This is a genomic window from Bifidobacterium sp. W8112 (genome assembly GCF_016101425.1).
In the GTDB taxonomy this organism is placed as follows: domain Bacteria; phylum Actinomycetota; class Actinomycetes; order Actinomycetales; family Bifidobacteriaceae; genus Bombiscardovia; species Bombiscardovia apousia.
Window position 1 is genome coordinate 16,047 of record NZ_JACFQN010000001.1, and the last position, 24,383, is coordinate 40,429.

The 24,383-nt window shown below is 65.3% G+C and carries 20 protein-coding genes; 5 read left to right on the forward strand and 15 right to left on the reverse strand.

The features are described 5' to 3' along the window. Positions 1-16: 16 nt before the first annotated feature. From whiA to H3T92_RS00095, 6 genes are all read right to left on the reverse strand, one after another. Positions 17-976 carry a DNA-binding protein WhiA gene (gene whiA / locus H3T92_RS00070; RefSeq protein ID WP_144085587.1) on the reverse strand — a complete coding sequence of 320 codons (960 nt, stop codon included), beginning with the start codon at positions 974-976 and terminating at the stop codon, positions 17-19. Between the two features lie 120 nt (positions 977-1,096). Next, positions 1,097-1,990 carry an RNase adapter RapZ gene (gene rapZ, locus H3T92_RS00075; protein ID WP_101432393.1) on the reverse strand — a complete coding sequence of 298 codons (894 nt, stop codon included), beginning with the start codon at positions 1,988-1,990 and terminating at the stop codon, positions 1,097-1,099. Positions 1,991-1,992: 2 nt separating this feature from the next. Then, positions 1,993-2,964 carry a shikimate dehydrogenase family protein gene (locus tag H3T92_RS00080; RefSeq protein WP_198189204.1) on the reverse strand — a complete coding sequence of 324 codons (972 nt, stop codon included), beginning with the start codon at positions 2,962-2,964 and terminating at the stop codon, positions 1,993-1,995. A 49-nt stretch (positions 2,965-3,013) separates the two neighbouring features. Beyond that, the gene (gene uvrC, locus H3T92_RS00085) at positions 3,014-5,314 is read right to left on the reverse strand and encodes an excinuclease ABC subunit UvrC (protein WP_198189205.1); all 2,301 of its coding nucleotides are present in this window, start codon (positions 5,312-5,314) and stop codon (positions 3,014-3,016) included. Further along, a complete protein-coding gene (gene uvrA, locus H3T92_RS00090) occupies positions 5,311-8,232 on the reverse strand; it encodes an excinuclease ABC subunit UvrA (protein ID WP_198189409.1) in 2,922 nt (973 codons plus the stop codon). Before uvrA ends, uvrC begins: the two co-directional genes overlap by 4 nt. Before the next feature lie 162 nt (positions 8,233-8,394). Beyond that, positions 8,395-8,997 (reverse strand): DNA-3-methyladenine glycosylase I, encoded by a 603-nt coding sequence (locus H3T92_RS00095; protein WP_198189206.1) that lies wholly within the window; start codon positions 8,995-8,997, stop codon positions 8,395-8,397. A gap of 184 nt (positions 8,998-9,181) precedes the next feature. On the opposite strand from H3T92_RS00095, the gene H3T92_RS00100 reads away from it, so the two are divergent. Together H3T92_RS00100 and H3T92_RS00105 are read left to right on the forward strand one after the other, a co-directional pair. Then, positions 9,182-10,408, forward strand: a complete 1,227-nt coding sequence (locus tag H3T92_RS00100) for a TspO/MBR family protein (protein ID WP_198189207.1) — start codon at positions 9,182-9,184, stop codon at positions 10,406-10,408. Positions 10,409-10,525: 117 nt separating this feature from the next. Further along, positions 10,526-12,127 (forward strand): ABC-F family ATP-binding cassette domain-containing protein, encoded by a 1,602-nt coding sequence (locus H3T92_RS00105; RefSeq protein WP_110412939.1) that lies wholly within the window; start codon positions 10,526-10,528, stop codon positions 12,125-12,127. Between the two features lie 24 nt (positions 12,128-12,151). Here H3T92_RS00105 and H3T92_RS00110 read toward each other — a convergent pair whose 3' ends face one another. Then, positions 12,152-12,841, reverse strand: a complete 690-nt coding sequence (locus tag H3T92_RS00110; protein WP_198189208.1) for an MgtC/SapB family protein — start codon at positions 12,839-12,841, stop codon at positions 12,152-12,154. Positions 12,842-12,975: 134 nt separating this feature from the next. Between H3T92_RS00110 and H3T92_RS00115 the strand changes: the two genes are divergently transcribed. From H3T92_RS00115 to H3T92_RS00125, 3 genes are read left to right on the forward strand one after another with little or no spacing between them, the layout of a single operon-like run. After that, entirely contained in the window at positions 12,976-14,883 is a 1,908-nt protein-coding gene (locus H3T92_RS00115) for a bifunctional ADP-dependent NAD(P)H-hydrate dehydratase/NAD(P)H-hydrate epimerase (RefSeq protein WP_198189209.1), read from the forward strand. Positions 14,884-14,911: 28 nt separating this feature from the next. Further along, positions 14,912-15,694, forward strand: coding sequence for a 2,3-bisphosphoglycerate-dependent phosphoglycerate mutase (locus H3T92_RS00120; RefSeq protein ID WP_144085595.1), 783 nt, complete (start codon positions 14,912-14,914; stop codon positions 15,692-15,694). Between the two features lie 24 nt (positions 15,695-15,718). Continuing rightward, on the forward strand, positions 15,719-16,657 hold the full coding sequence (locus H3T92_RS00125; protein ID WP_198189210.1) for a LysR family transcriptional regulator: 939 nt from the start codon (positions 15,719-15,721) through the stop codon (positions 16,655-16,657). A 110-nt stretch (positions 16,658-16,767) separates the two neighbouring features. Here the strand turns inward: H3T92_RS00125 and H3T92_RS00130 are convergent, their stop codons facing one another. The 8 genes from H3T92_RS00130 to pyrB form a co-directional block, all read right to left on the reverse strand. After that, the gene (locus tag H3T92_RS00130) at positions 16,768-17,832 is read right to left on the reverse strand and encodes a DsbA family protein (RefSeq protein ID WP_198189211.1); all 1,065 of its coding nucleotides are present in this window, start codon (positions 17,830-17,832) and stop codon (positions 16,768-16,770) included. Positions 17,833-17,958: 126 nt separating this feature from the next. Then, a complete protein-coding gene (gene pyrE, locus H3T92_RS00135; RefSeq protein ID WP_232341982.1) occupies positions 17,959-18,708 on the reverse strand; it encodes an orotate phosphoribosyltransferase in 750 nt (249 codons plus the stop codon). Further along, a complete protein-coding gene (locus H3T92_RS00140) occupies positions 18,705-19,652 on the reverse strand; it encodes a dihydroorotate dehydrogenase (RefSeq protein ID WP_198189212.1) in 948 nt (315 codons plus the stop codon). The genes pyrE and H3T92_RS00140 overlap by 4 nt, the downstream gene beginning before the upstream one ends. Beyond that, positions 19,649-20,494: an iron-sulfur cluster-binding protein gene (locus H3T92_RS00145; RefSeq protein ID WP_198189213.1), complete on the reverse strand. Its 846-nt coding sequence runs from the start codon at positions 20,492-20,494 to the stop codon at positions 19,649-19,651. The genes H3T92_RS00140 and H3T92_RS00145 overlap by 4 nt, the downstream gene beginning before the upstream one ends. Continuing rightward, positions 20,491-21,552, reverse strand: a complete 1,062-nt coding sequence (pyrF, locus tag H3T92_RS00150) for an orotidine-5'-phosphate decarboxylase (RefSeq protein ID WP_198189214.1) — start codon at positions 21,550-21,552, stop codon at positions 20,491-20,493. The genes H3T92_RS00145 and pyrF overlap by 4 nt, the downstream gene beginning before the upstream one ends. Beyond that, positions 21,540-22,961, reverse strand: a complete 1,422-nt coding sequence (locus H3T92_RS00155; protein WP_198189215.1) for a dihydroorotase — start codon at positions 22,959-22,961, stop codon at positions 21,540-21,542. Before H3T92_RS00155 ends, pyrF begins: the two co-directional genes overlap by 13 nt. 1 nt (position 22,962) lies before the next feature. Then, positions 22,963-23,376: an aspartate carbamoyltransferase regulatory subunit gene (locus tag H3T92_RS00160; protein WP_024627991.1), complete on the reverse strand. Its 414-nt coding sequence runs from the start codon at positions 23,374-23,376 to the stop codon at positions 22,963-22,965. Continuing rightward, positions 23,373-24,380: an aspartate carbamoyltransferase gene (gene pyrB, locus H3T92_RS00165; RefSeq protein ID WP_198189216.1), complete on the reverse strand. Its 1,008-nt coding sequence runs from the start codon at positions 24,378-24,380 to the stop codon at positions 23,373-23,375. The genes H3T92_RS00160 and pyrB overlap by 4 nt, the downstream gene beginning before the upstream one ends. Between the last annotated feature and the right edge of the window lie 3 nt (positions 24,381-24,383).

Here is a 24,383-nt window from a genome sequence, read left to right on the forward strand (position 1 = left end):
ACCTGTGTGAGCTATCTCACTCTTGTGTGGCCTCTTCCTCGGCCCTCTTCTTTTCGACCTTGGTGGCCAGCTGCAGCAGACGGCGGATGCGTCCGGCGATAGCATCCTTGGTGACCGGCGGATCGGCCAGACGGCCCAGCTCTTCCAGGGAGGCCTCCCTGTGGTCCAGACGAAGCTGACCGGCCGCACGCAGGTTCTCGGGGATGTCGTCGCCCAGAATCTGGAAGGCCTTGGTGACCTTGGCGCTGGCCTCGACGGCGGCCTTGGCGGAGCGGCGCATATTGGCATCGTCGAAGTTGGCCAGGCGGTTGGCCTTGCCGCGGGATTCACCGTCGCTGCGCTTGCCGGTCCACTCACGGGAGGACTTGGGGGCGCCCATCAGGTTGAGCATGCGTTCGATCACGTCCGGGTCGCGCAGGGTGACGCGCTCGGAGCTGCGCACCTGGCGGGCCTTGGCGTTGATGCCCAGGCGGCGGGCGGCGCCCACCAGGGCCAGGGCGGCTTCGGATCCAGGGCAGACGATCTCCAGGTAGGAGGCCTTGCCCGGGTCGGACAGCTCGCCATGGGCCAGGAAGGCCCCTCGCCAGGCGGCCTTGACCTGGGCGATGTTGCCGGAGACGATGTCGGCGGGGAGACCGCGAACCGGATGCTTGCGACGGTCCAGCAGGCCGGTCTGCAGGGCCAGGGCGCCGCCCGCCCGCAGCACGCGGACCGAATAGCGGGTCAGGTTGCCGGTTGGGGCCTGCCGCTTGACCTGGATCAGATCGGAATCATGGCCGTAGACGTCCCTGATGGTGTTCTGCAACCACTGCGCTGCCGGCAGGGAGTCGAATTGCGCTTCCACCACGATGTGACGCTGAATGATGTGCAGTCCGCCGCCAAAGCGGATCATGGCCGCCGATTGTGCTTTCTTGGCAGAGGGGGGTTCGTTGTCAATCGCGGCCAGCTCGCTTTTGACATCATCAAGTAGGGCCAAGAGCCGTCCTCCTACGAAAAAATACTGAAAAATGAATACTTCTTGGCCGCGCGACACACCTGCCGCGCCGACCACCGGATTACTGTGATACCGAATATCTTGGACAAATTGCGCCTTTGGCTATCCGCGGGAACGGTGCGGCAGCTCGCGGGCCGAGACCGTCACCTCCATTCCTCGGGACCGCAGACGGGCGGCCAGAGCGTCGGCCATGGCCACCGAGCGGTGCTGTCCGCCAGTGCAGCCAAAGGCGATGGTGACATAGTGCTTGTCCTCGCGCGCATAGCCGCTGAGCGCAGTCAGAATGGCCGTCGTGTAGGCATCCAGGAACTCCTTGGCGCCCTTGCTGGCCATCACATAGTCGCGGACCGGGCCGTCATGGCCGTTCAGGTCGCGCAGCTCGGGGACCCAGTAGGGGTTGGGCAGGAAGCGCACGTCGGCTACGAAGTCGGCATCGATGGGCAGGCCGTACTTGAATCCGAAGCTCATGATGTGCACGCCCACGGTGGTCGGGCCGGAGCCCAGGACCATTTCGTACAGGCGGGTGGAGAGCTGATGGATGCTCAGGTTGGAGGTGTCGATGACCATGTCGGCACGCTCCTTGAGCCCGCCCAACAGGCGGCGCTCCTCATGGATGCCGTCGATCAGGCGGCCCGAGCCCTGCAGGGGGTGGGGACGGCGGACGGACTCATAGCGTTTGACCAGCACCTGGTCGGAGGCATCCAGAAAGAGGATGCGACAGCGCACGCCCAGATCGTCCAGGTGGCTGAGCACGGCCGACAGGTCGTCGAAGTAGGAGCGGGAACGGACGTCGATGACGGCAGCCAGGCGGTGCAGGGAGCTTCCGGCCGAGGTCATCATGTCGACCAGGGGGACCAGCAGGCGCGGGGGCATGTTGTCGACCACATACCAGCCCATGTCCTCCATGGAGTCGGCGGCGCGGGAGCGGCCTGCGCCGGACATGCCTGTGATCAGCAGTACCTCGAAGCCTGCGAAGGGCGGTTTTTCCGTCGTCATCGTCATGCCTCCCTCAAGGCTTGGTCCATAGCGGCCACCGGAACAGCGGCCAGGGGTCGGCCGGTCATCAGCGCCACCTGACGCACGGCTTGATAAAGCAGCATGCGTTCACCGCTGATGGCCCGTGCGCCCGGCCGTCGGCAGAAGGCCTTCATGAGCGGGGTGGGCCGGGGGTCATAGGCCACATCCAGCAGGACCGGGCTCATGCGACCATGGCCGCCAGCCCTGTTGAGCAGATTGGCCAGGGGGTCGGCGGCACCCGAAGGCAGGGTGGAGACGACAATATCGGCCCCGGCCAAGGCTTTTTCGGCTGCCTCAGCCTGGTCCATGGCGGTGACGGTTGGCTCAGGCAGATCCAATCGGGAAGCGAGGTCCAGCATATGGTCGCAGTGCTTCGGATTGCGGGCCAGCAGATCCACACGTTCGACCCCCAGCACCTTCAAGGCGCAGAAGGCGGACTCGGCGGTGTTCCCGTTGCCGATGACCAGGGCCCGCGCTCCCCTATACGGCTGGTCAGGAAGCCGGTCCTGCCGACTCTGACCGGCTGCCTTAAGCAGGGCGGCCAGATCGTCAGGGTCTTCGTCGGCCCGGCAGCGGTCGGCAGCCTCCAGCAGGGCGGCCACGATCCCCTCCACGTCGGTGTTGTACAGGGACAGCCCATTGGCGGGGCCGCCCTGCTCAAAGACTGCTGTGTTGGCCACTTTCAGGGTCTGGGACCAGCAGTCACGAAAATCGCCCAAGGGCCCGACGGCACTCTTCAAGGGCATGGTCAGGCTGAGACCGGCCCAGGAGGGGTCAAGGCCATGGATAAAGTCCGCCAGGCCGTCAGCGTCCATGCGCACACGGTCGTAACGCCAGCCGTCCAGCCCAAGCGCAGCATAGGCTGAGCGATGCAGGAGGGGCGAAAGGGAATGGCTGATGGGGTCGCCCAGGACGGCACAACGACGATCAGGCCCATTCATATCTGCAATCACGCACCAATCACGATCAGGGCATGGCCTTCTGCCAGCCTTCTGAGCCATTTTATCGCTGGCTGTCCCCGGCCTGATCCTGGTCGCTGTGCAGGGCCTGATAGATGGCCTCGGCCTTGGCGGAGCCGATGCCCTTGACGGCCTCCAGCTCCTCCTGGGAGGCCTGGCGCATGCGCTTGACCGACCCAAAGTGATTGAGCAGCTTCTTCTGGTAGGCGGGGCCGATGCCCGGAATCTCGTCCAGGGCCGACCGGAGGGCACCCTTGCGCCGGGTCTGCCGGTGGTAGGTGATGGCGAAGCGGTGGGACTCGTCGCGCACCCGCTGCAGCAGGTACATGCCCTCGGACTGGCGTTTGAGGATGATGGGATAGTCGTCGTCAGGCACCCAGACCTCCTCCAGGCGCTTGGCCAGCCCGCACAGGGCCACATCGTCCACCCCGCAGTCGTGCAGGGCCCGGGCGGCGGCGGTCACCTGGGGCTTGCCGCCGTCGACCACGACCAGGTTGGGCTTGTAGGCGAAGTGGCGGGCGGCGGTGTTCTGCTGGACGATGGCCCCCTCCTCCTGCTCCACCAGTTCGGGCGCCTTGTCGTTGGCCTTGCGCTCGGCCTCCATGCTGTCGCCGCTGTCGCCTGCGATGTTGCCGTGGCGGAAGCGCCGGGTCAGGGTCTCGTAGATGGCGCTCATGTCGTCCACAGCGCCCTTGCCGTCCTCGCCTCGGATGGCGAATCGGCGGTACTCGGACTTCTTGGGGACCGCGTCCTCGAAGACCACCATGGAGGCCACCTGGAACTGGCCGCCCACGGTGTTGGAAATGTCGTAGCACTCGATGCGCAGCGGAGCTCGGTCCAGGCCCAGTGCCTTGGCCACGTCGTTCATGGCCTGGGTGCGGGTGCCCATGTCGCTCATGCGGCTGAGCTTGCTGCGCTGCAGGGCCTGGCGGGCGTTGGCGTTGGCCCGGTCCATCAGGGACTTCTTTTCCCCCCGGCTGGCCACTCGGATGGTCACTGAGGACCCGCGCAGCCCCCGCAGCCACTCCTGCAGGTCGCCGGTCCGGTCGGGCTGGATGGGGACAATGACCTCGGGAGGCACCGGGGAGATGGGGGCCAGCAGGTCGGCGCGTCCGGTCTGATCCTGATGGCGATGCCGGCTCCTGGTGGCCTTGGCCCGCGCTTCGGCATCCAGGGCCGTGACCTTCTGGGTGGAACCCATGGCGTCCCTGTCCTGGCTGATGGAGACAGGGATGTCGGAATCCCCGGGCAGCTTGTGCAGCTCGCTGTCGTTCTCATTCATCAGGTCTGAGTAGACCTGCACCAAGAGGTCGCTGATCAGTTCGCTGTCGGAGACGTCCTCGACCCGCTCCACGCTCCAGTTGCGTTCGCCGCGGATGGCTCCCGAGCGCACGAAGAAGGCATGGACTGAGGCCTCCAGTTCGTCCGAGGCCACGCCGAAGACGTCCACATCCACGTTGGAGGCGAAGGCCACGGCATTCTGCTCGATGACCGTGTCCAGCATGGCGATCTGGTCGCGCAGACGGGCGGCCTTCTCGAAGTCCAGCTCCTTGCTGGCCTTCTGCATGTTCCTGGTCAGCCCGGCCCGGTAGCTCTTGCCCAGCCTGCCGGTGATGACCCCGGTCAGCTCAGTGCAGAGACGACGGTGGTCGCTGGCGCTGATCCGGCCCACACAGGGGGCCGAGCACTTGCCGATGGAGGCCAGCAGGCAGGGGCGGCCGCTGAGCTTGGCCTTGCGGAAGACGCCGGGAGTGCAGGTGCGCACCGGGTAGGTCTTGAGCAGGGCGTCCAGGGTGTGCTTCATGTCCCAGACCTTGGCGTAGGGGCCGAAGTAGCGGGTGTCGTGCCGCTTGCGCACGCGGGTCATCCATACCCGGGGGAACTCCTCGCCCACGGAGACGGCCAGGTAGGGGTAGGTCTTGTCGTCGCGCAGCTTGACGTTGAAGCGCGGGTCGAACTCCTTGATCCAGGTGTATTCCAGGGTCAGGGACTCCAGGTCGGTGCCCACCACGGTCCACTCCAGGCTCCGGGCCGTCAGCACCATGGTCTGGGTGCGCGGGTGCAGGTTCTCCAAGGGCTGGAAGTAGTTGGTCAGACGGTTGCGCAGGTTCTTGGCCTTGCCCACGTAGATGACCCGGCCGTCGCCGTCCCGCCACTTGTAGACCCCCGGCTGGGCGGGGATGTCGGAGGTCTTGGGGCGGAAGAGGTCCCGGCTGTCTCCCAGCAGGGGCGCGCCGTTCTTGTTGACGCCGGTCGTAGCGCCGGTGGCGGACTCCTCCTCCAGGGCTTGGGCGGTGCGTCGCCATACCTGCGGCGTGTGCCGCTCGAAGCAGCTGCGGGTCATGATCGTGTGGCCTTGGCTACCTTGGCGGGATCCAGCATGGGCTTCAGATACTTGCCGGTCCAGCTGTCCGGGTCGGCGGCCACCTGCTCCGGGGTGCCCTGGGCCACCACGGTGCCGCCGCCGTCGCCGCCCTCCGGTCCCAGGTCGATGATCCAGTCGGCGGTCTTGATCACATCCAGGTTGTGCTCGATGACGATGACCGTGTTGCCCTTGTCGACCAGGCCATGCAGGACCTTGAGCAGCTTGCGCACGTCCTCGAAGTGCAGGCCCGTGGTGGGCTCGTCCAGGATGTAGACGGTCTTGCCGTCGGAACGCCGCTGCAGCTCGGTGGCCAGCTTGACCCGCTGGGACTCCCCTCCGGACAGGGTGGGCGCCGGCTGGCCCAGGCGGATGTAGCCCAGGCCCACGTCCACCAGGGTGTCCAGGTAGCGGGCGATGGAGGGGTAGGCCTTGAAGAAGCGGGCGGCCTCCTCGATGGGCATGTCCAGCACATCCGAGACGGTCTTGCCGTTGTAGGTGACCTCCAGGGTCTCCCTGTTGTAGCGCTTGCCATGGCAGGTCTCGCACTGCACGTAGACGTCAGGCAGGAAGTTCATCTCGATCTTGATGGTCCCGTCACCGTGGCAGGTCTCGCAGCGGCCGCCCTTGACGTTGAAGGAGAAGCGGCCTGGACCGTAGCCGCGCACCTGGGCCTCGGGGGTCTTGGCGAAGAGCTGGCGGATCTTGTCCCAGACGCCGGTGTAGGTGGCCGGGTTGGATCGCGGGGTGCGGCCAATGGGGTTCTGGTCCACATGGATGACCTTGCGCACCTCGTCCACGCCCTCCACCCGGGTGTGCTTGCCGGGCACGATGCGGGCGTTGTTGAGCTGGTCGGCCAGGACCGGGTAGAGGATGGAGTTGACCAGGGTGGACTTGCCGGAGCCGGAGACGCCGGTGACCAGGGTCATGACCCCCAGCGGGAAGGAGACCTTGAGGTTCTTCAGGTTGTTCTCGCGAGCCCCCACCACGGTCAGCTGCCGGGTCTTGCTGGTCTTGCGGCGGCGCTTGGGCACCTCGATGGAGCGGCGACCGGCGATGTAGTCGGCGGTGATTGAACGGGAGGCCTTGACCAGGTCCTGCGAGCGCCCGGAGAAGATGACCTCCCCGCCGTGCTCGCCGGCTCCCGGGCCGATGTCGACCAGCCAGTCGGCCTGGCGGATGGTGTCCTCGTCGTGCTCGACCACAATCAGGGTGTTGCCCAGGTCGCGCAGCCGCTGCAGGGTCTTGATCAGCCGGTCGTTGTCCCGCTGGTGCAGGCCGATGGAGGGCTCGTCCAGCACGTACATGACGCCCACCAGGCCCGAGCCGATCTGGGTGGCCAGGCGGATGCGCTGGGCCTCGCCGCCGGAGAGGGTGGCTGCCGCCCGGGACAGGGTCAGGTAGTTCAGTCCCACGTCGTTGAGGAAGCGCAGGCGGGCGCGGATCTCCTTGAGGACCTCCCCGGCGATCTTGGCCTGGGCGCCCTCCATGTGCAGGCCCTCGATCCATTTCAAACTGGCGGACACGGCCATGTCGCAGACCTGGGCGATGGACAGGCCGTCCACGGTCACGGCCAGCACCTCGGGCTTCAGACGCTTGCCCTGGCAGACCTGGCAGGGCACCTCGCGCATGTAGGACTCGTAGTACTGCTTCATGGGCTGCGAGTCGGTCTCGTCGTGGCGGCGCATCAGGGTGCGGACCACGCCCTCGAACCCGGTGGTGTACTCGCGCAGGCGGCCCCAGCGGTTCCGGTAGGAGACGTCCACCTTGAAGTCGTGCCCGTACATGACGGCATGGCGGACGTCCTCCGGCAGATCCTTCCAGGGGGTCGAGGTGGAGAAGCCCATCTCCTTGGCCAGGCCGTCCAGCAGGTGGCCGTAGAAGCGCTGCTGGCTCTTGGTGCCGCTCCAGGGCTCCACGGCCCCGTCCTTGAGGCTCTTCTCCGGGTCGGGCACCACCAGCTCGGGGTCGATCTCCAGGTTGAATCCCAGGCCTGTGCAGGCCGGGCAGGCCCCGTAGGGGGCGTTGAAGGAGAAGGTCCTCGGCTCGATCTCGTCCAGCTCCAGCTCGTGGCCGTTGGGGCAGGACCGCTTCTCGGAGAAGGGCTGGCGACGCTCAGGATCCTTGGCATCCAGATCCACGAAGTCGGCCACCACCGTCCCCTTGGCCAGTCGCAGGGCGGTTTCCACGGAGTCGGTCAGCCGCTGGCGCATGCCCTCGCGGATGACCAGCCGGTCCACCACCACCTCGATGGTGTGCTTCTTCTGCTTGGTCAGCTTGATGGAGTCGGACAGCTGGTGCATGTCCCCGTCGATGATGGCCCTGGAGTAGCCGTCGGAGCGCAGGAGCTCAAGGGTCTCCACGAACTCGCCCTTGCGGCCTTTGACGATGGGAGCCAGCAGCTGGAAACGGGTCCCCTCCGGCCTGGACATGAGGGTGTCAACGATCTGCTGCGGCGACTGGGCGCGCACCTCGGCCCCGCAGACCGGGCAGTGGGGAATGCCGGTCCTGGCGAAGAGCAGACGCAGGTAGTCGTAGACCTCGGTGATGGTGCCCACGGTGGAACGAGGGTTGCGGTTGGTGGTCTTCTGATCGATGGAGACGGCAGGGCTCAGGCCCTCGATCAAGTCCACGTCGGGCTTGTCCATCTGGCCCAGGAACTGGCGGGCATAGGCGGAGAGGGACTCCACGTAGCGGCGCTGACCCTCGGCGAAGAGGGTGTCGAAGGCCAAGGAGGACTTGCCGGAGCCCGACAGGCCGGTGAAGACCACCATCCGGTTGCGGGGTATGGACAGGTTGACGTTCTTGAGGTTGTGGGCCCGGGCGCCCTGGATGACGATCTTGCGGTCGTTGGGCACCATGGACAGGTCCGCCACCAGGGACCCCTTGGATTCGATCATGCGCGGGTTCTCGATGGCCGCGTCCACTGTCGACTTAGGCTTGTTCTGCTGCTTCACGTGCTTCCCATCCGCTTCCCTGAAGACCCATGGCCAAGGCTGAGGCCAAAGCCTGACCATACTATCGCCGGGGCCGAATAATTCGAACAGGTGTTCGATGACGGCTTAGATGGCCGGGGCGGGCGGATCCAGGGGCGGCCGGCCGCAGCCGTTGAGGAAGCAGTCGTGCTGGTGGTCGTTGATCACGCCGGCCGCCTGGAGAAAGGAATGGACGGTCACCGGCCCCAGAAAGCGCAGGCCCAGGTCGCGCATGTCCTTGCAGACGATGGCCGACAGGTGGTCGTAGCGCGGTATGGAGGGATCGTCCGGATAGTCGTGGTTGATGGTCTGGCCGCCGGTGAAGGACCAGCAGTAGCGGTCGAATGCCTCGCCGGGGAATTGGCTGGCGATCAGGGCGGCATTGGCCACGGTGGCTTCGATCTTTCGGCGATTGCGGATGATGGCCGGATCGTCCATGAGACGGTTGATGTGGTCGGCATCGAAGGCGGCGACTGCTTGAATATCGAAGTTGTCGAAATCCTTGAAGAGGGCCTGGCGGCGGTGCAGGACCAGCTGCCAGCTGAGCCCGCACTGGAAGATCTCCAGGGAGAGCATGGCGAAGAGCCTCTGGGAGCCGTGCAGGGGGCGGCCCCACTCATGGTCGTGGTAGCTGCGCATGAGCGGATCATCCACCTGAGCCCAGTCGCAGCGATATACAGGTTCGGCCATCTTGCACTCCCCTCTCCAGTTTTCGGCTTCAGGCTAGCACCGACGGGCGCCCGGACCGGGTGGTCAATACCGCTGAGCCAGGCTGGCCGCTTTACAGTTGAAGCAGAGGCCGGTCGGCCCATGCCCGGGGCCATCCCCATGGCGGCAGTACGGTTGCGGCCGGCAAGGAGAGGAAGCATGTGCCATGACTGACAAGGACAATCCGCGCAGACTCTGGACCGACGACGAGGACCCGGTCGAGAGGGCCAAGCGCACCTCCCCTGCCATGCAGGGCAGGCAGTCGAATTCAGATTCGTCGTCCAAGTCTTCCACAGCTGCAGGGTCGGCAACGGCAGCTGGGAATTCGAGGAATAGCGGTTCGGCATCTTCGGCTGCATCAACTCCAAATTCATCCAGCTCAAATTCGTCCAGCTCGGGCTCATCGCCTTCGGGTGCCGCAACCAAGCGGTCCGGTGATTCGTCGAAGAAGGCGCCGACTGGGGAAACCAGTGCCGAGGAGACCGCCAACGGAGGAGGGACTCGTTCTGATCGCAGCGGCAATGAAAATGAGGCAGAGAAGGAATCAAATCAAGCCAAGGAACCGGAACAACAGCAGGGTCAGCCTGAAAAGGAGCAGGAATCCTCCAAGGGGCGCGGCTGGAAGCTCTTCGAGGACATCCTGCTCTGGGTGGCCTGGGTGGCCATGGTGGGCTTCAACGGCTATGCGGAGGTCTACCACTTCAATGGCACGACCGTGGGCGGCCTGGCCCGCAAGGTCGACCTGTGGATCATGCCTGCCGGATACGTCTTCGCCATCTGGGGGGTCATCTACATCGCCCTGGCCATCTGGCTCTTCCGCTTCTGCCTGGCCGGCCCCAGCCGCAAACGCCTGGGCTTCCTGCCCTTTACGCTGAGCGGGCTGCTCTTTGTGGCCACCTGCTGCCTGAACATCGCCTGGCTGGCCCTGTGGCACATGGAACGCAATTTCTGGGCCCTGGTCATCATCCTGATTCTGACCGTGCTGGCCTGGATGCTCTACGCCCTGGTGCGCCGGGACGCCACCAAGGCCGGAACCCCAACCGCCGCCAAGGCACTGGACTGGATTCCCTTGTCCATCTACGCCAGCTGGCTGAGCGTGGCCACCCTGGTCAACGCCGGATACATGGTGGTCGCCGGGCACAAGGTCGGCAACGCCGTCCAGGGATTCGCCACGATCATCGTGGTCGGCGCCCTCCTGGCCGTCGCCTACCTGATGAACAGGCACGGCAAGGACTGGGTCTTCGGCCTGGTGGTCATCTGGGCCTGCCTGGGCATCGGCATCAGGATCTTCTCCTTCGCGGCCGCCATGGGCGTGCTGGTCATCGCCCTGACCGCCGTGGGCGCCTTCCTGGTCTACTTCCCCTGGGACAAGTTCAGGCTGGTCCGTCGCTGATCCATCCATGATCCATCCATTGCCCCGTCAGCCGAGACGCACTGGCGGGGCTTGCTTCTTGCTACCATGATTCCTTGCAAGATTTGAATCCATAAGGAAAGCGGGGTCGGAGGCGGCATGGCTATTGAGGCGCAGGGACTTGAGATCCGGATAGGTGCCCGACTACTCCTGCAAGCCACCGACTTCCACGTGACCAAGGGCGACCGGATCGGCCTGGTGGGCCGCAACGGCGCCGGCAAGACCACGCTGACCCGGGTCATCACCGGCGACATGCTCCCCTCGGCCGGCAAGGTGCGGGTGACCGGACAGCTGGGGTACCTGCCCCAGTCCACCCATGCGGGCGACTCCGAGCAGAGCGCCCTGGACAGGGTCATGAGCGCCAGGGACATCGCATCCATCATCCAACGGATGCGCAAGGCCGAGACCGATATGACCAGTCCCGACCCCAAGGTCATGGAAAAGGCCATGAAGCGCTACGACAAGGCCCAGCAGGACTTCGAGAACGCCGGCGGCTATGCGGCCCAGTCGCAGGCCATCGTCATGGGCGAGAGCCTGGGGCTGAGCCAGGAGACCCTGCAGCAGGCACTGGGCACCCTCTCCGGCGGTCAGCGCCGACGGGTCGAGCTGGCCAGGATCCTCTTCTCCGACGCCGACACCCTGATTCTGGACGAGCCCACCAACCATTTGGATGCCGACTCCATCGAGTGGCTCAAGGGCTACCTGCGCCGGTTCGAGGGCGGCTTCCTGATCATCTCCCACTCCACCGAGCTGCTGGACGAGACCGTCAACCGCATCTGGCACCTGGACGCCCAGCGTTCCTGCATCGACATGTACACCATGGGATGGAAGGCCTACCTGCGTCAGCGGGTGGTCGACGAGGAACGCCGGCGCCGTGAACGCGAGGTGGCCGAGAAGAAGGCCGACCGCCTGATGCGGCAGGGCATCCGCCTGCATGCCAAGGCCACCAAGGCCGTGGCCGCCCAGAACATGATGCGCCGCGCCCAACGCCTGCTGGCCGACACCCAGGAGGCGGAAAAGGCCGAAAAGGTGGCCGACCTGCGCTTCCCGGATCCCGCCCCCTGCGGCCGCACGCCCATCATGGCCGAGGACCTGTCCAAGGCCTACGGCTCCAACATCGTCTTCGCCGGCATCAACCTGGCCATCGACAAGGGCTCCCGGGTGGTCATCCTGGGATACAACGGCGCAGGCAAGACCACCACCCTGCGGCTGCTGGCCGGCATCGAGCAGCCCGACACGGGCAAGGTGACCCTGGGGCATGGGGCCAAGATCGGCTACTTCGCCCAGGAGCATGACACCCTGGATAACGACGTCACCGTTCTGGAGAACCTGCAGCATGTGGCCCCTGACTTGGACAACACCCAGGCACGGACCATCCTGGGCTCCTTCCTCTTCTCTGGGGACGACGCCATGAAGCCCACCAAGGTGCTTTCGGGCGGCGAGAAGACCCGTCTGGCCCTGGCCACCCTGGTGACCAGCCGGGCCAACGTCCTGCTGCTGGACGAGCCCACCAACAATCTGGACCCCGCCTCTCGCGACGAGATACTCAAGGCCATCGCCAAGTACGAGGGGGCCATCGTGCTGGTCACCCACGACGAAGGGGCCGTCAAGGCGCTCAACCCCGAGCGGGTCCTGCTCATGCCCGACGGTGATGAAGACCTCTGGAGCGACGACTACCTGGATCTGGTGGCCGAAGAGTAGACAGTCACAATAGTGAAAAGCGGGTCAGTCGTCCTCCCCCAGGACCTCCACGCCTTTGACCCCTGGGGTCTGACCGATGGATTCGACCAGCTCGGTCACGTCCCCCTTGCCCAGCAGGTTGACGGTGACATCGGCGCCCTTCCAGGCATCCCGGTGCAGCTCGTGGATGGTCAGCACCCGGGATTCGAAGCCCATGCGGGTGGCCAGGAGCAGGGATTCGCGCAGACAGCCGTGGCCATCCTGATATACGATGCGCAGGACCGTGTTCTGACGGTTGCGCAGGAACCACTTGAGGATGGGCGCGATGACCAGGACGGCCAGAAAGTAGAAGATGACCGCCAGGATGGCGATGGCGAAGAGCTGGACCCCGCAGGCCATGCCCACGGCGGCGGCCACCCAGATGGCGCTGGCCGTCGTCAGGCCCTTGACCGAGTCGTGGTTGAAGAAGATGACTCCGGCGCCGATGAAGCCGATGCCCGAGGCCACGCCGGCCGCGATTCGCGAGGCATCCCAGGAGTAGTTGCCCACAGCGGCCTGGATGCCATAGAGGGAGACCATGGTGAACAGGCAGCTGCCCAGGCCCACCAGAATGTGGGTGCGGATGCCAGCGTCGTGTTTGAGGAACTCGCGCTCGAAGCCGATCAGGCCACAGAGCACCACCGTCAGGACTACTGCCATAATCTGGCCCTGGTTCGGCATTACGAATCCCTGCATGTATTTCCCTTCCTGCCCTGGTAAATAGGCAGACCTTATAACGCTTGCAGGACAAGGCCATCGGATAGAGTGGAGCCAGCACGTGGCCGGCCGTGCCGCCGCACGTGGATCTTTTGAATGAGGGGTGTGATGCCATGAATCCGTCACCAGATGAACGCCGCGAAGCCCGCCGGACCCTGGCCACCAGCGCCTATACCGCTGACATGATCCGATCCTTGGAGCAGCCGTTTTTGGATGACGGGGTGCCCCTGATGCGCATAGCCGCCGGGTCCCTGGCCTCCGTGGCCGACGTCATGCTGACCCAGGCCGGGCTGGAGCCGGCAGGCGCCAGGGTCGTCCTGCTGGCAGGGGCCGGCAACAATGGCGGCGACGGGCTCTATGCCTCGGCCGATCTGGCCGGACACGGGGCCGACGTGACGGTGGTGGCCACCGGGCGCAGCCTGCACCAGGGTGGGCTGGATGCCCTGTTGCGGGCCGGCGGCGTGGTCACGGCCCTGGATCCCCAGGCAGCCATCCCCGGCTGCGAGGCACCGGCCGGCCCGGACCAGGCCTCCGAAGAGCTGGACCAGGCCCTGGAGCTGTGCCGACAGGCGGATCTAATCATCGATGCCATGACGGGCATCGGCCTCAAGGGGGCGCTGCGCGGCATCCCCGCCGCTCTGGCCGCGGAACTGGGCATGGAGGGCGGCCTGCCCGACAGGCCAGCCTGGCACGACCCCGCCGGTCAAGACGGGCCCCTGGTGCTGGCCGTGGATACTCCCTCCGGCGTGGACATTGATGAAGGCACCCTGCCCGGGGCCTACATCCCGGCTGATGTGACCGTGACCATGGGAGCCATGAAGCCCTGCCTGATGCTGCCTCCGGCCGCCTACGTCTGCGGAAGAGTCGTCCTGGTGGACTTCGGCTTCGACACCTCGGCCCTGGTCCCCAGCGTCTCCTGCATGAACGCCGAGGACTGCGCCGGACTTTTGCGCGCGCCCCGGGTGGATGACACCAAGTACACCAGAGGCGTGGTTGGGCTGGTCACCGGATCCGCGCTCTACCATGGCGCGGGGCTGCTCTCCAGCAGGGCGGCGGCCAGCGGCAACGTGGGCATGATCCGCTACTGCGGCCCCGAGCAGGTGGGCGATCTGATCCTGCAGGAGCTGCCAGAGACTGTCCTGGGCCGCGGAAGGGTCGAGTCCTGGGTGCTGGGTTCGGGTGTACCCACCCGGCAGGCCCAGGAGGCCGCTGGACCTGAAGGCCAGGACGATCAGCGGGATCTGATTGCCGACATACTCAACCGACAGGCCGCGGACCTGGACGAGGACGAGGCAGCGGCCGATCCGCCGGTGGTGGCCGATGCCGGAGCTCTGGACCTGCTGCCGGACCGTCTGGGCCCGCGCACGGTGCTGACCCCGCACGCCGGCGAGATGGCCGCCCTGCTCAACTCGCATGGCGAGAACGTGGACGGCGACCAGGTCATGGCCGAACCCCTGCATTGGGCTGTTCGCGCCTGCCAGCTGACCGGGGCCACCATTCTGCTCAAGGGGGCCATCACCCTGGTCGTCGGCGAGGACGGCACCGACCGCCCCCGGGTCATGACCACTGGTTTCGGCCCGGCCTGGCTGTCCACGGCCGGATCAGGGGACGTGCTCTCCGGCACCATCGGAGCGCTGCTGGCCCAGAACGCCGGACCGATCCAGGATGATGCCACCCTGATGGCGGATCTGACGGCAGCTGCGGCCTTCCTGCATGGACTGGCCGGTTCTTTGGCCAGCGGCGGCAGGCAGACCGGCTGGGAGCAGCCGCTGATCTTCGACCCCCGCAAGCCCCAGGATTTCGCCGATCTGGTAGCCCAGGACAGCCAGCGGGATGGTCACGGGACTGTTGCAGGACCCATGGGACAACCGATTCGCGCCGGGCAGGTGGCCGATGCCCTGCCCAGGGCCATAGGGCTGGTCATGTCAAGAGCCGAGGGAACTGCCGACCAGAACGACCAATCCGCCCAGGATGGGGACGATGCCTCTCTCTTCTTCGAGAACAGCTCGCTTTGGTTCTAAACACGTCATCAGCAAAGGAGTCTATTCGATGACCGCGCAGCTCATCGTCATGCGTCATGGGGAAAGCGTCTGGACTCAGAAGTCGGTCAACCGTTTCGCCGGTTGGGTGGACGTGCCCCTGACGGAACGAGGACTGGATCAGGCCCGCCATGCCGGACGGCTGCTCAAGGAGTCAGGCCTGCTGCCCGACCTGGTCTTCACCTCCCTGCTGACCCGCAGCATCGTCACCGCCAATACGGTGCTGGATCTGGTTGATCGGGCCTGGATTCCGGTGGAGCGCACCTGGAGGCTGAACGAGCGCCACTATGGCGCCTTCCAGGGGCAGACGCGACCGGCCATGCTGGAACGCTACGGCCAGCAGCAATTCGACATCTACCGGCGTTCCTACGATGTTCGGCCGCCGGCCATTGCAACCGATTCGCCATACTTTCAGGGACGGGATCCGCGCTATGCCCCGGCCATGCGCGACGGGCTGGACAGCCGGAATCCGGCCGAGATCCGTGCCGAGTGCCTCAAGGACCTGCTGCTTCGCCTGCAACCCTATTGGCGCAGCCGGATAGCCCCGAACCTGGCCCAGGGCCGGACTGTGCTCGTCGTCACCCACGGGTCCGTGGTCCGCAGCCTGATCAAGGTCCTTGAAAAGGTTGACGACAAGGACATCAGATCCATCAACGTGCCCACTGGCGTGCCCATGGTCTACAGCTTCGTGAACGACGAAGACGGCAACCCCCAGGTCCAGGGTCCGGGTCGCTATCTGGATCAGGAGGCCGCCGACCAGGGTATGGCTGAAACCGCGGCCCTGGGCCGATAGGGCCTTAGGTATAGATTGGCTTGTATGACACTGCTCCAACTGCGCTACATCGTCAAGATCGTCGAATGCGGCTCGATGAACGAGGCCTCGCACGAGCTCTACATCTCCCAACCGGCACTGAGTTCATCGGTCAAGGAGCTGGAGAACGAGCTGGGCATCGAAATCTTCACCCGCCACTCCCAAGGGATCGCTCTGACCGTGGACGGGGCGGAATTCCTGACCTACGCCCGACAGATTCTGGACCAGACCGACTTGCTGGAGGCCCGCTATAAGCAGGTCAGGCCCCGCAAGCAGCTCTGCCGGGTCTCCACCCAGCACTACATGTTCGCAGTGGAAGCCTTCGTGGAGATGATCAACTCCATCGATTCCGACGAGTACGAATTCACCATACGGGAGACGCGCACCAGGGACATCATCGACCAGGTGGCTACCCTCCAGTCCGAGATCGGCATCATCTACGAGTCCGACTTCAACAAACGGGTGCTGTCCAAGATGCTCCGGGAGAAGCACCTGGACTTCCACCCCCTCTTCCGGGCGGACCTGCATGTCTTCATCGCACGAACCAACCCCCTGGCCGATCGGGCCATGGTGACCATGAAGGACCTGGAGCCCTACCCCTTCCTGCAGTACGAGCAGGGCGAAGAGGGCTCCTTCTACTTCGCCGAGGAGGCGGTCTGGCCCGATTACTCCCCCAAGCAGATCACCGTGAGTGACCGGGCCACCATGCTCAACTTCATCGTCGGGCTCAACGCCTACACGGTCTGCACCGGCATCGACAACGAGGACCTCAACAACGAGAAGATCGTCAGCGTCCCCCTGGAGTCGGACGAATCCATGCTGGTGGGCTGGATCGTCAACAGCCGGACCAAGCTGTCCCATGCGGCTGACCTCTACCTGGACAAGCTGCGCCAGGTGGTGTCCAGCCACGGGTATTCGCTGATCGAACAGGAGTCGGGCGAGTAGCAGCAAAGCAGGCATCAGCCAAAAACGGCAACAGCCGATTCTCAGCGATAATTATTGAATTTCGTCGCTGGTTGCCAGTTGCTTGTGACAGCTATCTCAGTGGTCGTGGCTTACTCTATTTTCAGCGCTTTCCCTTGTGCTCCTATAGATGGCATCTTCCCCTTGTTGCCCACATCCTGCGATTTGAGTCCCAGGGCCTTGAGCAGGGCCCGGTCCAGATGCTCCAGTCCGCCCTGGCTCTTTGCCGCTGCGGTCAGATCCCAGACCTTGCCGTTGATCATGATGGTGGGGGTCGAGAACTCCCCCTTGGCATCCTTGGCATCCTTGCGGGTGATGGCGTAGGCGTTGACCTTGTCCACCCATGGCCTGTAGGTTCCCTGGGCGAAACGGTCTGCCAGAGACCTAGGGACCCCTACCCCCACGGCCTTGTCGGCCAGTCGAGCGTCAGAGACCGCCTGATAGGAGCTTTCATCGGGCTGGAAGTCGGATGCAAAGACGGCGGCAGCAAAGGCCGGCAGATGGTCCGGATCCTCCTGGGCCACCATGGCCAGGGCGTTGTCCACACGGCTGGAGTACTGGTCGCTGGAGGCCGAATCCAGGAAGTTCAAAAAGTTGTAGGTGACGTTGATCTGACCAGCGCTGATCATGCGCTGCAGCTGGGGATCAATGACCCGGCCCACCTTGCCGCACCAGGGGCACATGGGGTCCATAAAGATCTCAAGGGTCGGTGCGTCGGCAACCTTCTTCTTGCTGCCGACACCCTTGGCTGAAACGGTCAGCCCTCCCTGGTCATCGGCCACCGAAGGCTTGACGGTGACCTCTTGCAGGGCCTTGTAGGCCTTGGCATCCCCGCTGGGACCATGGCTGACTTGCGCGGTCGACGCTCCTGATGAAGGATTTTGGGCTGACTGGCTGCCTGCTGAATGATCAGCCCACAGCATGTATATGCCTGCCGCAAGCACCAGCACAAGAGCCACCGCCACCAGTATCAACGGAACCCTCCGCGAGCTCTGTGCAGGTGCACTTTCTTCAGGCTCGCTCACCTGAGGCTGGCCTGTCTCCGCCGGCTTCTCCTCAGTCGAAATTCGCCCGTCGGCAGGCTCCGCCGCATCCACCGCGTCGATCCCCGTTTGGTCCGGTTCCTCATGACCGTTCTGCTCCAGCGGTTTTGTCATGATCCATGGCCTTCCTTGCGATGATGATCCGTCGGCCTGCCCGTCGGACCTTTACCAATCTACACGAGGGTCGGCCGACAGCATGACCGTCCGAAGAATGTGCGCCGATATGAGCTGGTCACTTGCTCAGGCCCCGTAGCGCTTCAAGTAGTCTCTGGCGGCATCGGCGGTGCGCTGATCCAGAATGGGCGACCCGTCCGGGCCTTTCATGGAGGCGGCCGCATCGAAGATCTGACGGACGTTGACGATGCTGATGACCGGGAAGTGGAATTCGTCCATGATGGATTCGACAGCCGAGCCTTGGCCCTGTCCGGTGCGCTCCATCCGGTCCACGGAGAGCACCAGGCCGACGATGGTCACCTTGGCCTGGGACATGATCTTGGGCACCACCTGGCGGACCGCGGTCCCGGCGGTCATGACGTCATCCACCAGCAGCACCCTCATGCCATCCCTTAACTGGGTGCCGACCATGAGCCCTCCGTCGCCGTGGTCCTTGACCTCCTTGCGGTCAAAGGTGTAGCCGACCGGCATGCCGTGCGCCCCGCTCAGGGCGATGGCGGTGGAGACAGCCAGGGGGATCCCCTTGTAGGCCGGACCGAATACCGTATCGATGTCGGCGGGCAGGGTCCCCTGCTGCACGGCCTGCACGATGGTCCGGGCGTAGAACTCCCCCAGCAGGGCGATCAGCCGTCCGTCGTTGAAGGCCCCGGCGTTGATGAAGTAGGGCGAGCGCCGCCCCGACTTCAGGGTGAAGTCACCGAACTTGAGCGCTCCGCTCTGGAGCAGGAAGCTGGTGAAACCCTCCTGGATGCGGCGGGTCTGCTCCTGGTCATCCCCGTCATGTTCGGCCGTGTGTTCTGCTGCGGATGCGCTCATCGCCAGCACTCCCCTTTCCTGAGCAAATCGGCCAGCTTGGGCCGCTCGTCCAACAGATCGTCCAGCTCCCGGGCCACCCTCATGGGCGCCACAGGATCCACCAGGGCCGCAGCCCCGACCTCCACGGCGTTGGCTCCGGCATAGAGGAATTCCAAGGCCGTGCGCCCCGAGTCGATGCCTCCGATGCCGATGATGGGAACCTCGGGCAGTGCCTGGCGCACCCGCCAGACGAAGGACAGTGCTATGGGCAGGATGCAGGGGCCGGAGACGCCGCCCGTGCCCTGGGCCAGGATGGGCCTGCCTGTGTTGATGTCGATGCGCATGCCTACCAGGGTGTTGATCAGGCTGAGGGCATCCGCTCCCCCATCGACGGCCGCCTTGGCCACTTCCACGATATCGGTGACGTTGGGGGTCAGCTTGACCACCATGGGCTTGTCGGTCAGACCCCGCAGCCTGGTGATCAGCCGGTTCAGGGCCTTGGCGTCGGTGCCTACGGACATCCCCCCATGTGAGACGTTGGGGCAGGAGACGTTGATCTCCAGCATGTCAGCCGGAGAGTCGGCCAGCCGTTCCACGACTGTGGCATAGTCCTGGTCGCTGTGGCCGGCCACATTGGTGACCACGTTGGCTCCCAGGGCCTTGAGCCTGGGAAGCTCGTCCACCAGGTAATGGTCCACGCCCGGGTTCTGCAGGCCCACGGAGTTGACCATGCCGGCTGGGCTCTCGGCGGTCCTGGGCGTGGGGTTGCCTTCCCAGGGCACCGGCGAAACCCCCTTGGTGGAGATGGCACCCATCTGGGAGACGTCGTAATAGTCGCCGCATGCATCCAGGTTGAAGGTGCCCGAGGCCGTGCCCACCGGGTTCTTCCAGGGCATGCCGGCCACAACCGTGCCATGCCGCCAGGTGTGCGGCTCAAGAGGATCCATGATTGTCAGCCCGCTCATCGTGCCTCCTTCTTGTCCCCGCCTGCATCCCAGATCAGACGGTCAGCGGCAAAAACCGGGCCGTCCTTGCAGACCTTGAGTCTGCCGTCCACGGTGTCTACCACGCAGGCCACGCAGGTGCCATAGCCACACCCCATCCGGGACTCCATGCAGCACTGGGCAGGCAGGCCGGCCTTACTGGCCCAGGCGGCCACGGCCCGCATCATGGGCAGGGGCCCGCAGGTCAGGATGATGGTTCGCCCGGGATCGATGTCGCCGCGAACCCGGTCCAGAAGGGTGATGACATCCCCGGAGGCATTGTCGATGGACTCCAGCCGGCCGGTCAGCGAGACCATGATGGCATCGGCGAACCGGTGGTCCCTATAGCCCAGCAAGGCTGTGGCGCGCACACCGGACCGGCCTTGCAGGCACTGGGCTGCGCGGATCAGCGGGGGGACGCCCAGACCGCCGCCCACCAGCAGATAGTCAGCCGGCTTCTCCAGATCGAAGCCATGGCCCAGGGGCCCCAGCAGGTCCACAGCCATGCCTGGCTGCAGGCGGGAGAACTCATCGGTCCCCTGGCCCACCACGGCAAAGATGATCTCAATCTGCTCGCCCTCCAGAACCCGGCTGATGCCGAAAGGCCTGGGCATCATGGTCATGCGGTCGGCCGAGTAGAGGTTGATGAAGGCTCCTGCCGGGGCGTGGGCTGCCAGGTAGGGGTCGCGGATGGTCATCCGCCAGACCTGCCGGTCCAGAGGCTCCATGCCGGTGACCTGGGCGGTACGCCGTCCGGGCAGCCGACCTGCCTCTTGGGCCTGCTCCTCCACCTGGCTGGTGGATATGAAGAGGTTGGGTTTCATCGGGCCTCCTTGATCGCCTGATTGAGATCGTCCTTCATGGCCTGCGCGGCTTGGCGGGCGTCGCGGGTGACCATGCCCAGGGCCGCCTGAACGCTGAGCTGCGGACTGTAGTCCGGATCCTTCCGCCAGGCTGCGATGATCCCCCGTGAGGAATTGACCACAGCGCCGCCGCCGGACCGGTCGAACATGGGTGCCACGTCTGTCGCCGAACCGCCCTGGGCTCCGTAGCCGGGGACCAGGAAGAAGGTGTGGGGCATGGCCCGGCGCAGCAGAGCGCCGTCCTCGGGATGGGTGGCGCCGACCACGGCGCCTAGCCGGGAGTAGCCCGATTGGCCTATGGAGGGCTGCCCCCAGGATTCGACCAGTTCGCCCAGACGCTGATAGATGGTGCCGCCGCCTGAGTCCGCATCCAGGCCCAGTTCCTGGATTTGGCTGCCCGAGGAGTTGGAGGTGCGCACCAGGGCGAAGAGGTCGCCTTGGATGTGCTCGGCTGCCTGCAGGAAGGGTTCCACCCCGTCGGAGCCCAGGTAGACGTTGATGGTCAGGGCATCCTCGTACCAGGGGAACCTCCCGCCTGTCCGGGCCGACCCGTCCACTGCCTGCCCCGGGGCGAAGGGCAGGGGAAGCCCGTCCAGGTGGGCGGCGTAGGCCTCGGCTGTTGAGCCGATGTCCCCGCGCTTGACATCCCCGATGACGTAGAGGCCACGGTCGGCTGCGGCCCGGCAGGTGCCGGTGTAGGCCCTGATGCCCCAGGGTCCCAGGGCCTCGTACATGGCGATCTGGGGTTTGACTGCAGGCACCAGGTCGGCCACGCCCTCCAGAATGGCCAGGTTGAAGCGCAGATAGGCCCGGGCCAGGTGGTCCGCCCAGACGGCCTGAGCCTGCTCGCCCTGGTTCTGCTGCGGGTCCTTGGGGTCCAGGCCCATCTGGTCCATGCTCCCGGCGGCGCGCTGCCTGGCCTGGTCGATCAACTGGCTGGGCAGCAGTTCCGGTCGCGGATCCAGGCCGACCACCGTTGGATTGTGCTTGTCCTGAATGAGCGCGGTCAGTCGGTCCATGCTCGGTTCCTTTCCCTGGTGACGATGCGGCTTGCAGGCAAGCGGGAGAAGACCAGGAGCCCATCCTTGATGGTGGCCATGACCCGTCCGGCCAGTTCCGCGCCGGCGAAGGGGGTGTTCCGTGCCTTGGAGTGGAAGCGGCTGGGATCAACCTTCCACTTGGCCTTAGGGTCCAAGATGACCAGGTCGGCAGGCGGCTGGCCGACCTCGCTGCGCTGATCGACCTCCAGCTGAAGGTGACCAGTGTTGGCCTTGCGCGAGGGCAGGTCTTCGGGCAGGAGCCGCCGCATGCCCATGAGCTCGGCCGGGGCCAGGGACATGAGCTCTATCAGGCGTTCATGGCCGATGAGCCCGCTTGTGACCAGAACCTGGTTGCAGACCGCGTAGGCAGTCTCCAGGCCGATGATGCCGTTGGGGGCATCCTTGAGCCCCAGCGCCTTCTCAGTGGCAGTGTGGGGGGCGTGGTCGGTGGCGATCATGTCCACAGTGCCGTCGGCCATGGCCTCCAGGGCCGCCTGTTGGTCGGCGCGGGAGCGCAGCGGGGGATTCATCTTGGCCATGCTGCCGCAACGCAGCAGATCCTCGTCGCAGAGGGCCAGATAGTGGGGCGCGGTCTCGCAGGTGACCGGCAGCCCACGGGCCTTGGCGCGGCGGACGGCCTCGAATCCTTCAGCGGTGCTGACATGCTGCAGATGCACCCTGGTGCCGGTGCGTTCCGCCAGGGCGATGTCCCGATTGATGATGGCGGTCTCGGTCGAGGCGGGAATCCCCTCCAGCCCCAGTTTGCGGCTCACGGCTCCGAGGTTGACCTGACCGTGCTCGTGGTGCTCACAGTGATCCAGGATGGGCAGGTCGACAGACCGGGCATTGGCGGCCACAGCCTCCAGGGTCTGATCGGTGACTGCCGAGCCGTCATCGCTGATGGCCACTACAGGGTGGGCCCATCCGTGGCCAGGCAGATGCTCCGACCAGTCGTCTGGGTTTGAGGCCTGACGGCCTGCCCGGTCCATGGTGGCCGCCACGCACAGGGCGTAGTCCACCGGCAGGTGCAGCCCATGGTCCCGCTCATAAGATTCCAGATAGTCGATGACCGTGCGCCCGTCGGCCATCCGTGCTCGGCCGTCCATGGCAGGCTGGGTATTGGGCATGAGCAGTATCAGCCCATAGCCTCCAGCCGCTGCGGCAGCGGTGCCGGTGACCATGTCCTCCTTGTCGGTCTGGCCAGGGTCACGCAGGTGGACGTGCGGGTCGACCAGGGCCGGAGCCAGCACCAGCCCCGAGGCGTCTATCCGATCCGCCCCTGCTGACATGGCACCGGTCTCGTCAATCAGCGCGCTTTCAACTGCCTGGGGAAGCACCAGATCGACCGCCCTGCCGCTGCGCCAATCAGTCAACCCCAGCAGCCGCATGTCAGTCTTCAGCCTTCTCGTCGCAGTAGTCGCAGCGGTAGACCCCGGCAGCGTCCAGGTGGAAGCGCTGGTCCACGCCGGTCTCCACCGTGGTCACACAACGGGGATTGACGCAGGTGATGACGTTGACCAGATGGCTGGGGCGGTCAGGCTGATGCTTGCTGACGATCCTGCCCTGCCGGACCACGTCGACGGTGGCCTCGGGGGCGATGAATCCCAGGGCGGTCAGGTCCAGATCCCCGGTCTGTTCGATCTTGATGATGTCCTTGGACCCGTACTTGCGGCTGTCCGTGTTCATGATCAGGGCCAGCCGGGTCTGCGACGGATCCACGCGCAGGTAGTGCAAGACCTTGAGGGCTGTGCCCGCACGAACGTGGTCGATAATGATGCCATCAACAATGCTGGTGACCTTCATGCGGCCACCTCCTTCTGCTTGCGGTAACCGGGCAGCTCGTCACCCAGCAGGGCGCTCTCCAGGGCCATTCTGACCAGCATGCCATTGCGGACCTGCTGGAAGTAGGCCGCACGCGGATCATCGTCCACCTCCACGGCGATCTCGTTGACCCTGGGCAGCGGGTGGAGGATGGCCATGTCGGGTCGCGCAGCCCGAAGCTTGTCGGCATTCAGAATGTAGGTGTCGCGCAGGCGCAGGTAGTCGTCCTCGTTGAAGAAGCGCTCCTGCTGGACACGGGTCATGTAGAGCACGTCCAGGTCGCCGATGACCCCGTTCAGGTCCCCGGTCTCCCGATAGGTGCAGTCGGCCGAGGAGCGGATCCTCTCCAGAACGTATTCGGGGGTGCGCAGCTCGTCGGGGCTGATCAGGACGAAGTCCACGTGGCCCAGGCGGCAGAGGGTGGTGATCAGCGAGTGGACGGTGCGGCCGAAGGTCAGGTCCCCGCACAGGCCGATGGTCAGGTGGTTCAGCCGACCCTTGCGGGCGCGGATGGTGGCCAGGTCGGTCAGGGTCTGGGTCGGGTGCATGTGCCCGCCGTCCCCGGCGTTGATGACCGGGACCGTGGCTGCCTGGGAGGCCACCAGGGCGGCACCCTCCTTGGGATGGCGGATGGCCACGATGTCGGCGTAGTTGGAGACCGTCTTCAGGGTGTCGCTGATGGACTCCCCCTTGGAGACGCTGGCCAGCTGGGCGCCGGCGAATCCGATGACCTGGCCGCCCAGACGGAGCATGGCTGTCTCGAAACTGAGCCGGGTACGGGTGCTGGGTTCATAGAAGAGCGTGGCCAGGACACGGCCGTCGCAGGTATGGGCCACCTGACTGCGATGGGTGTCGATGTAGGCCGCCCGATCCAGCAGATCCAGGATCTGGGTCATGGGAATGTCGTCGAGGGTTACCACACTTCGCCCACGAAGGGGAACGACGGCGGAAGAGGTGTTGGATGCGTGATCAACTTGTTGGGACAACGG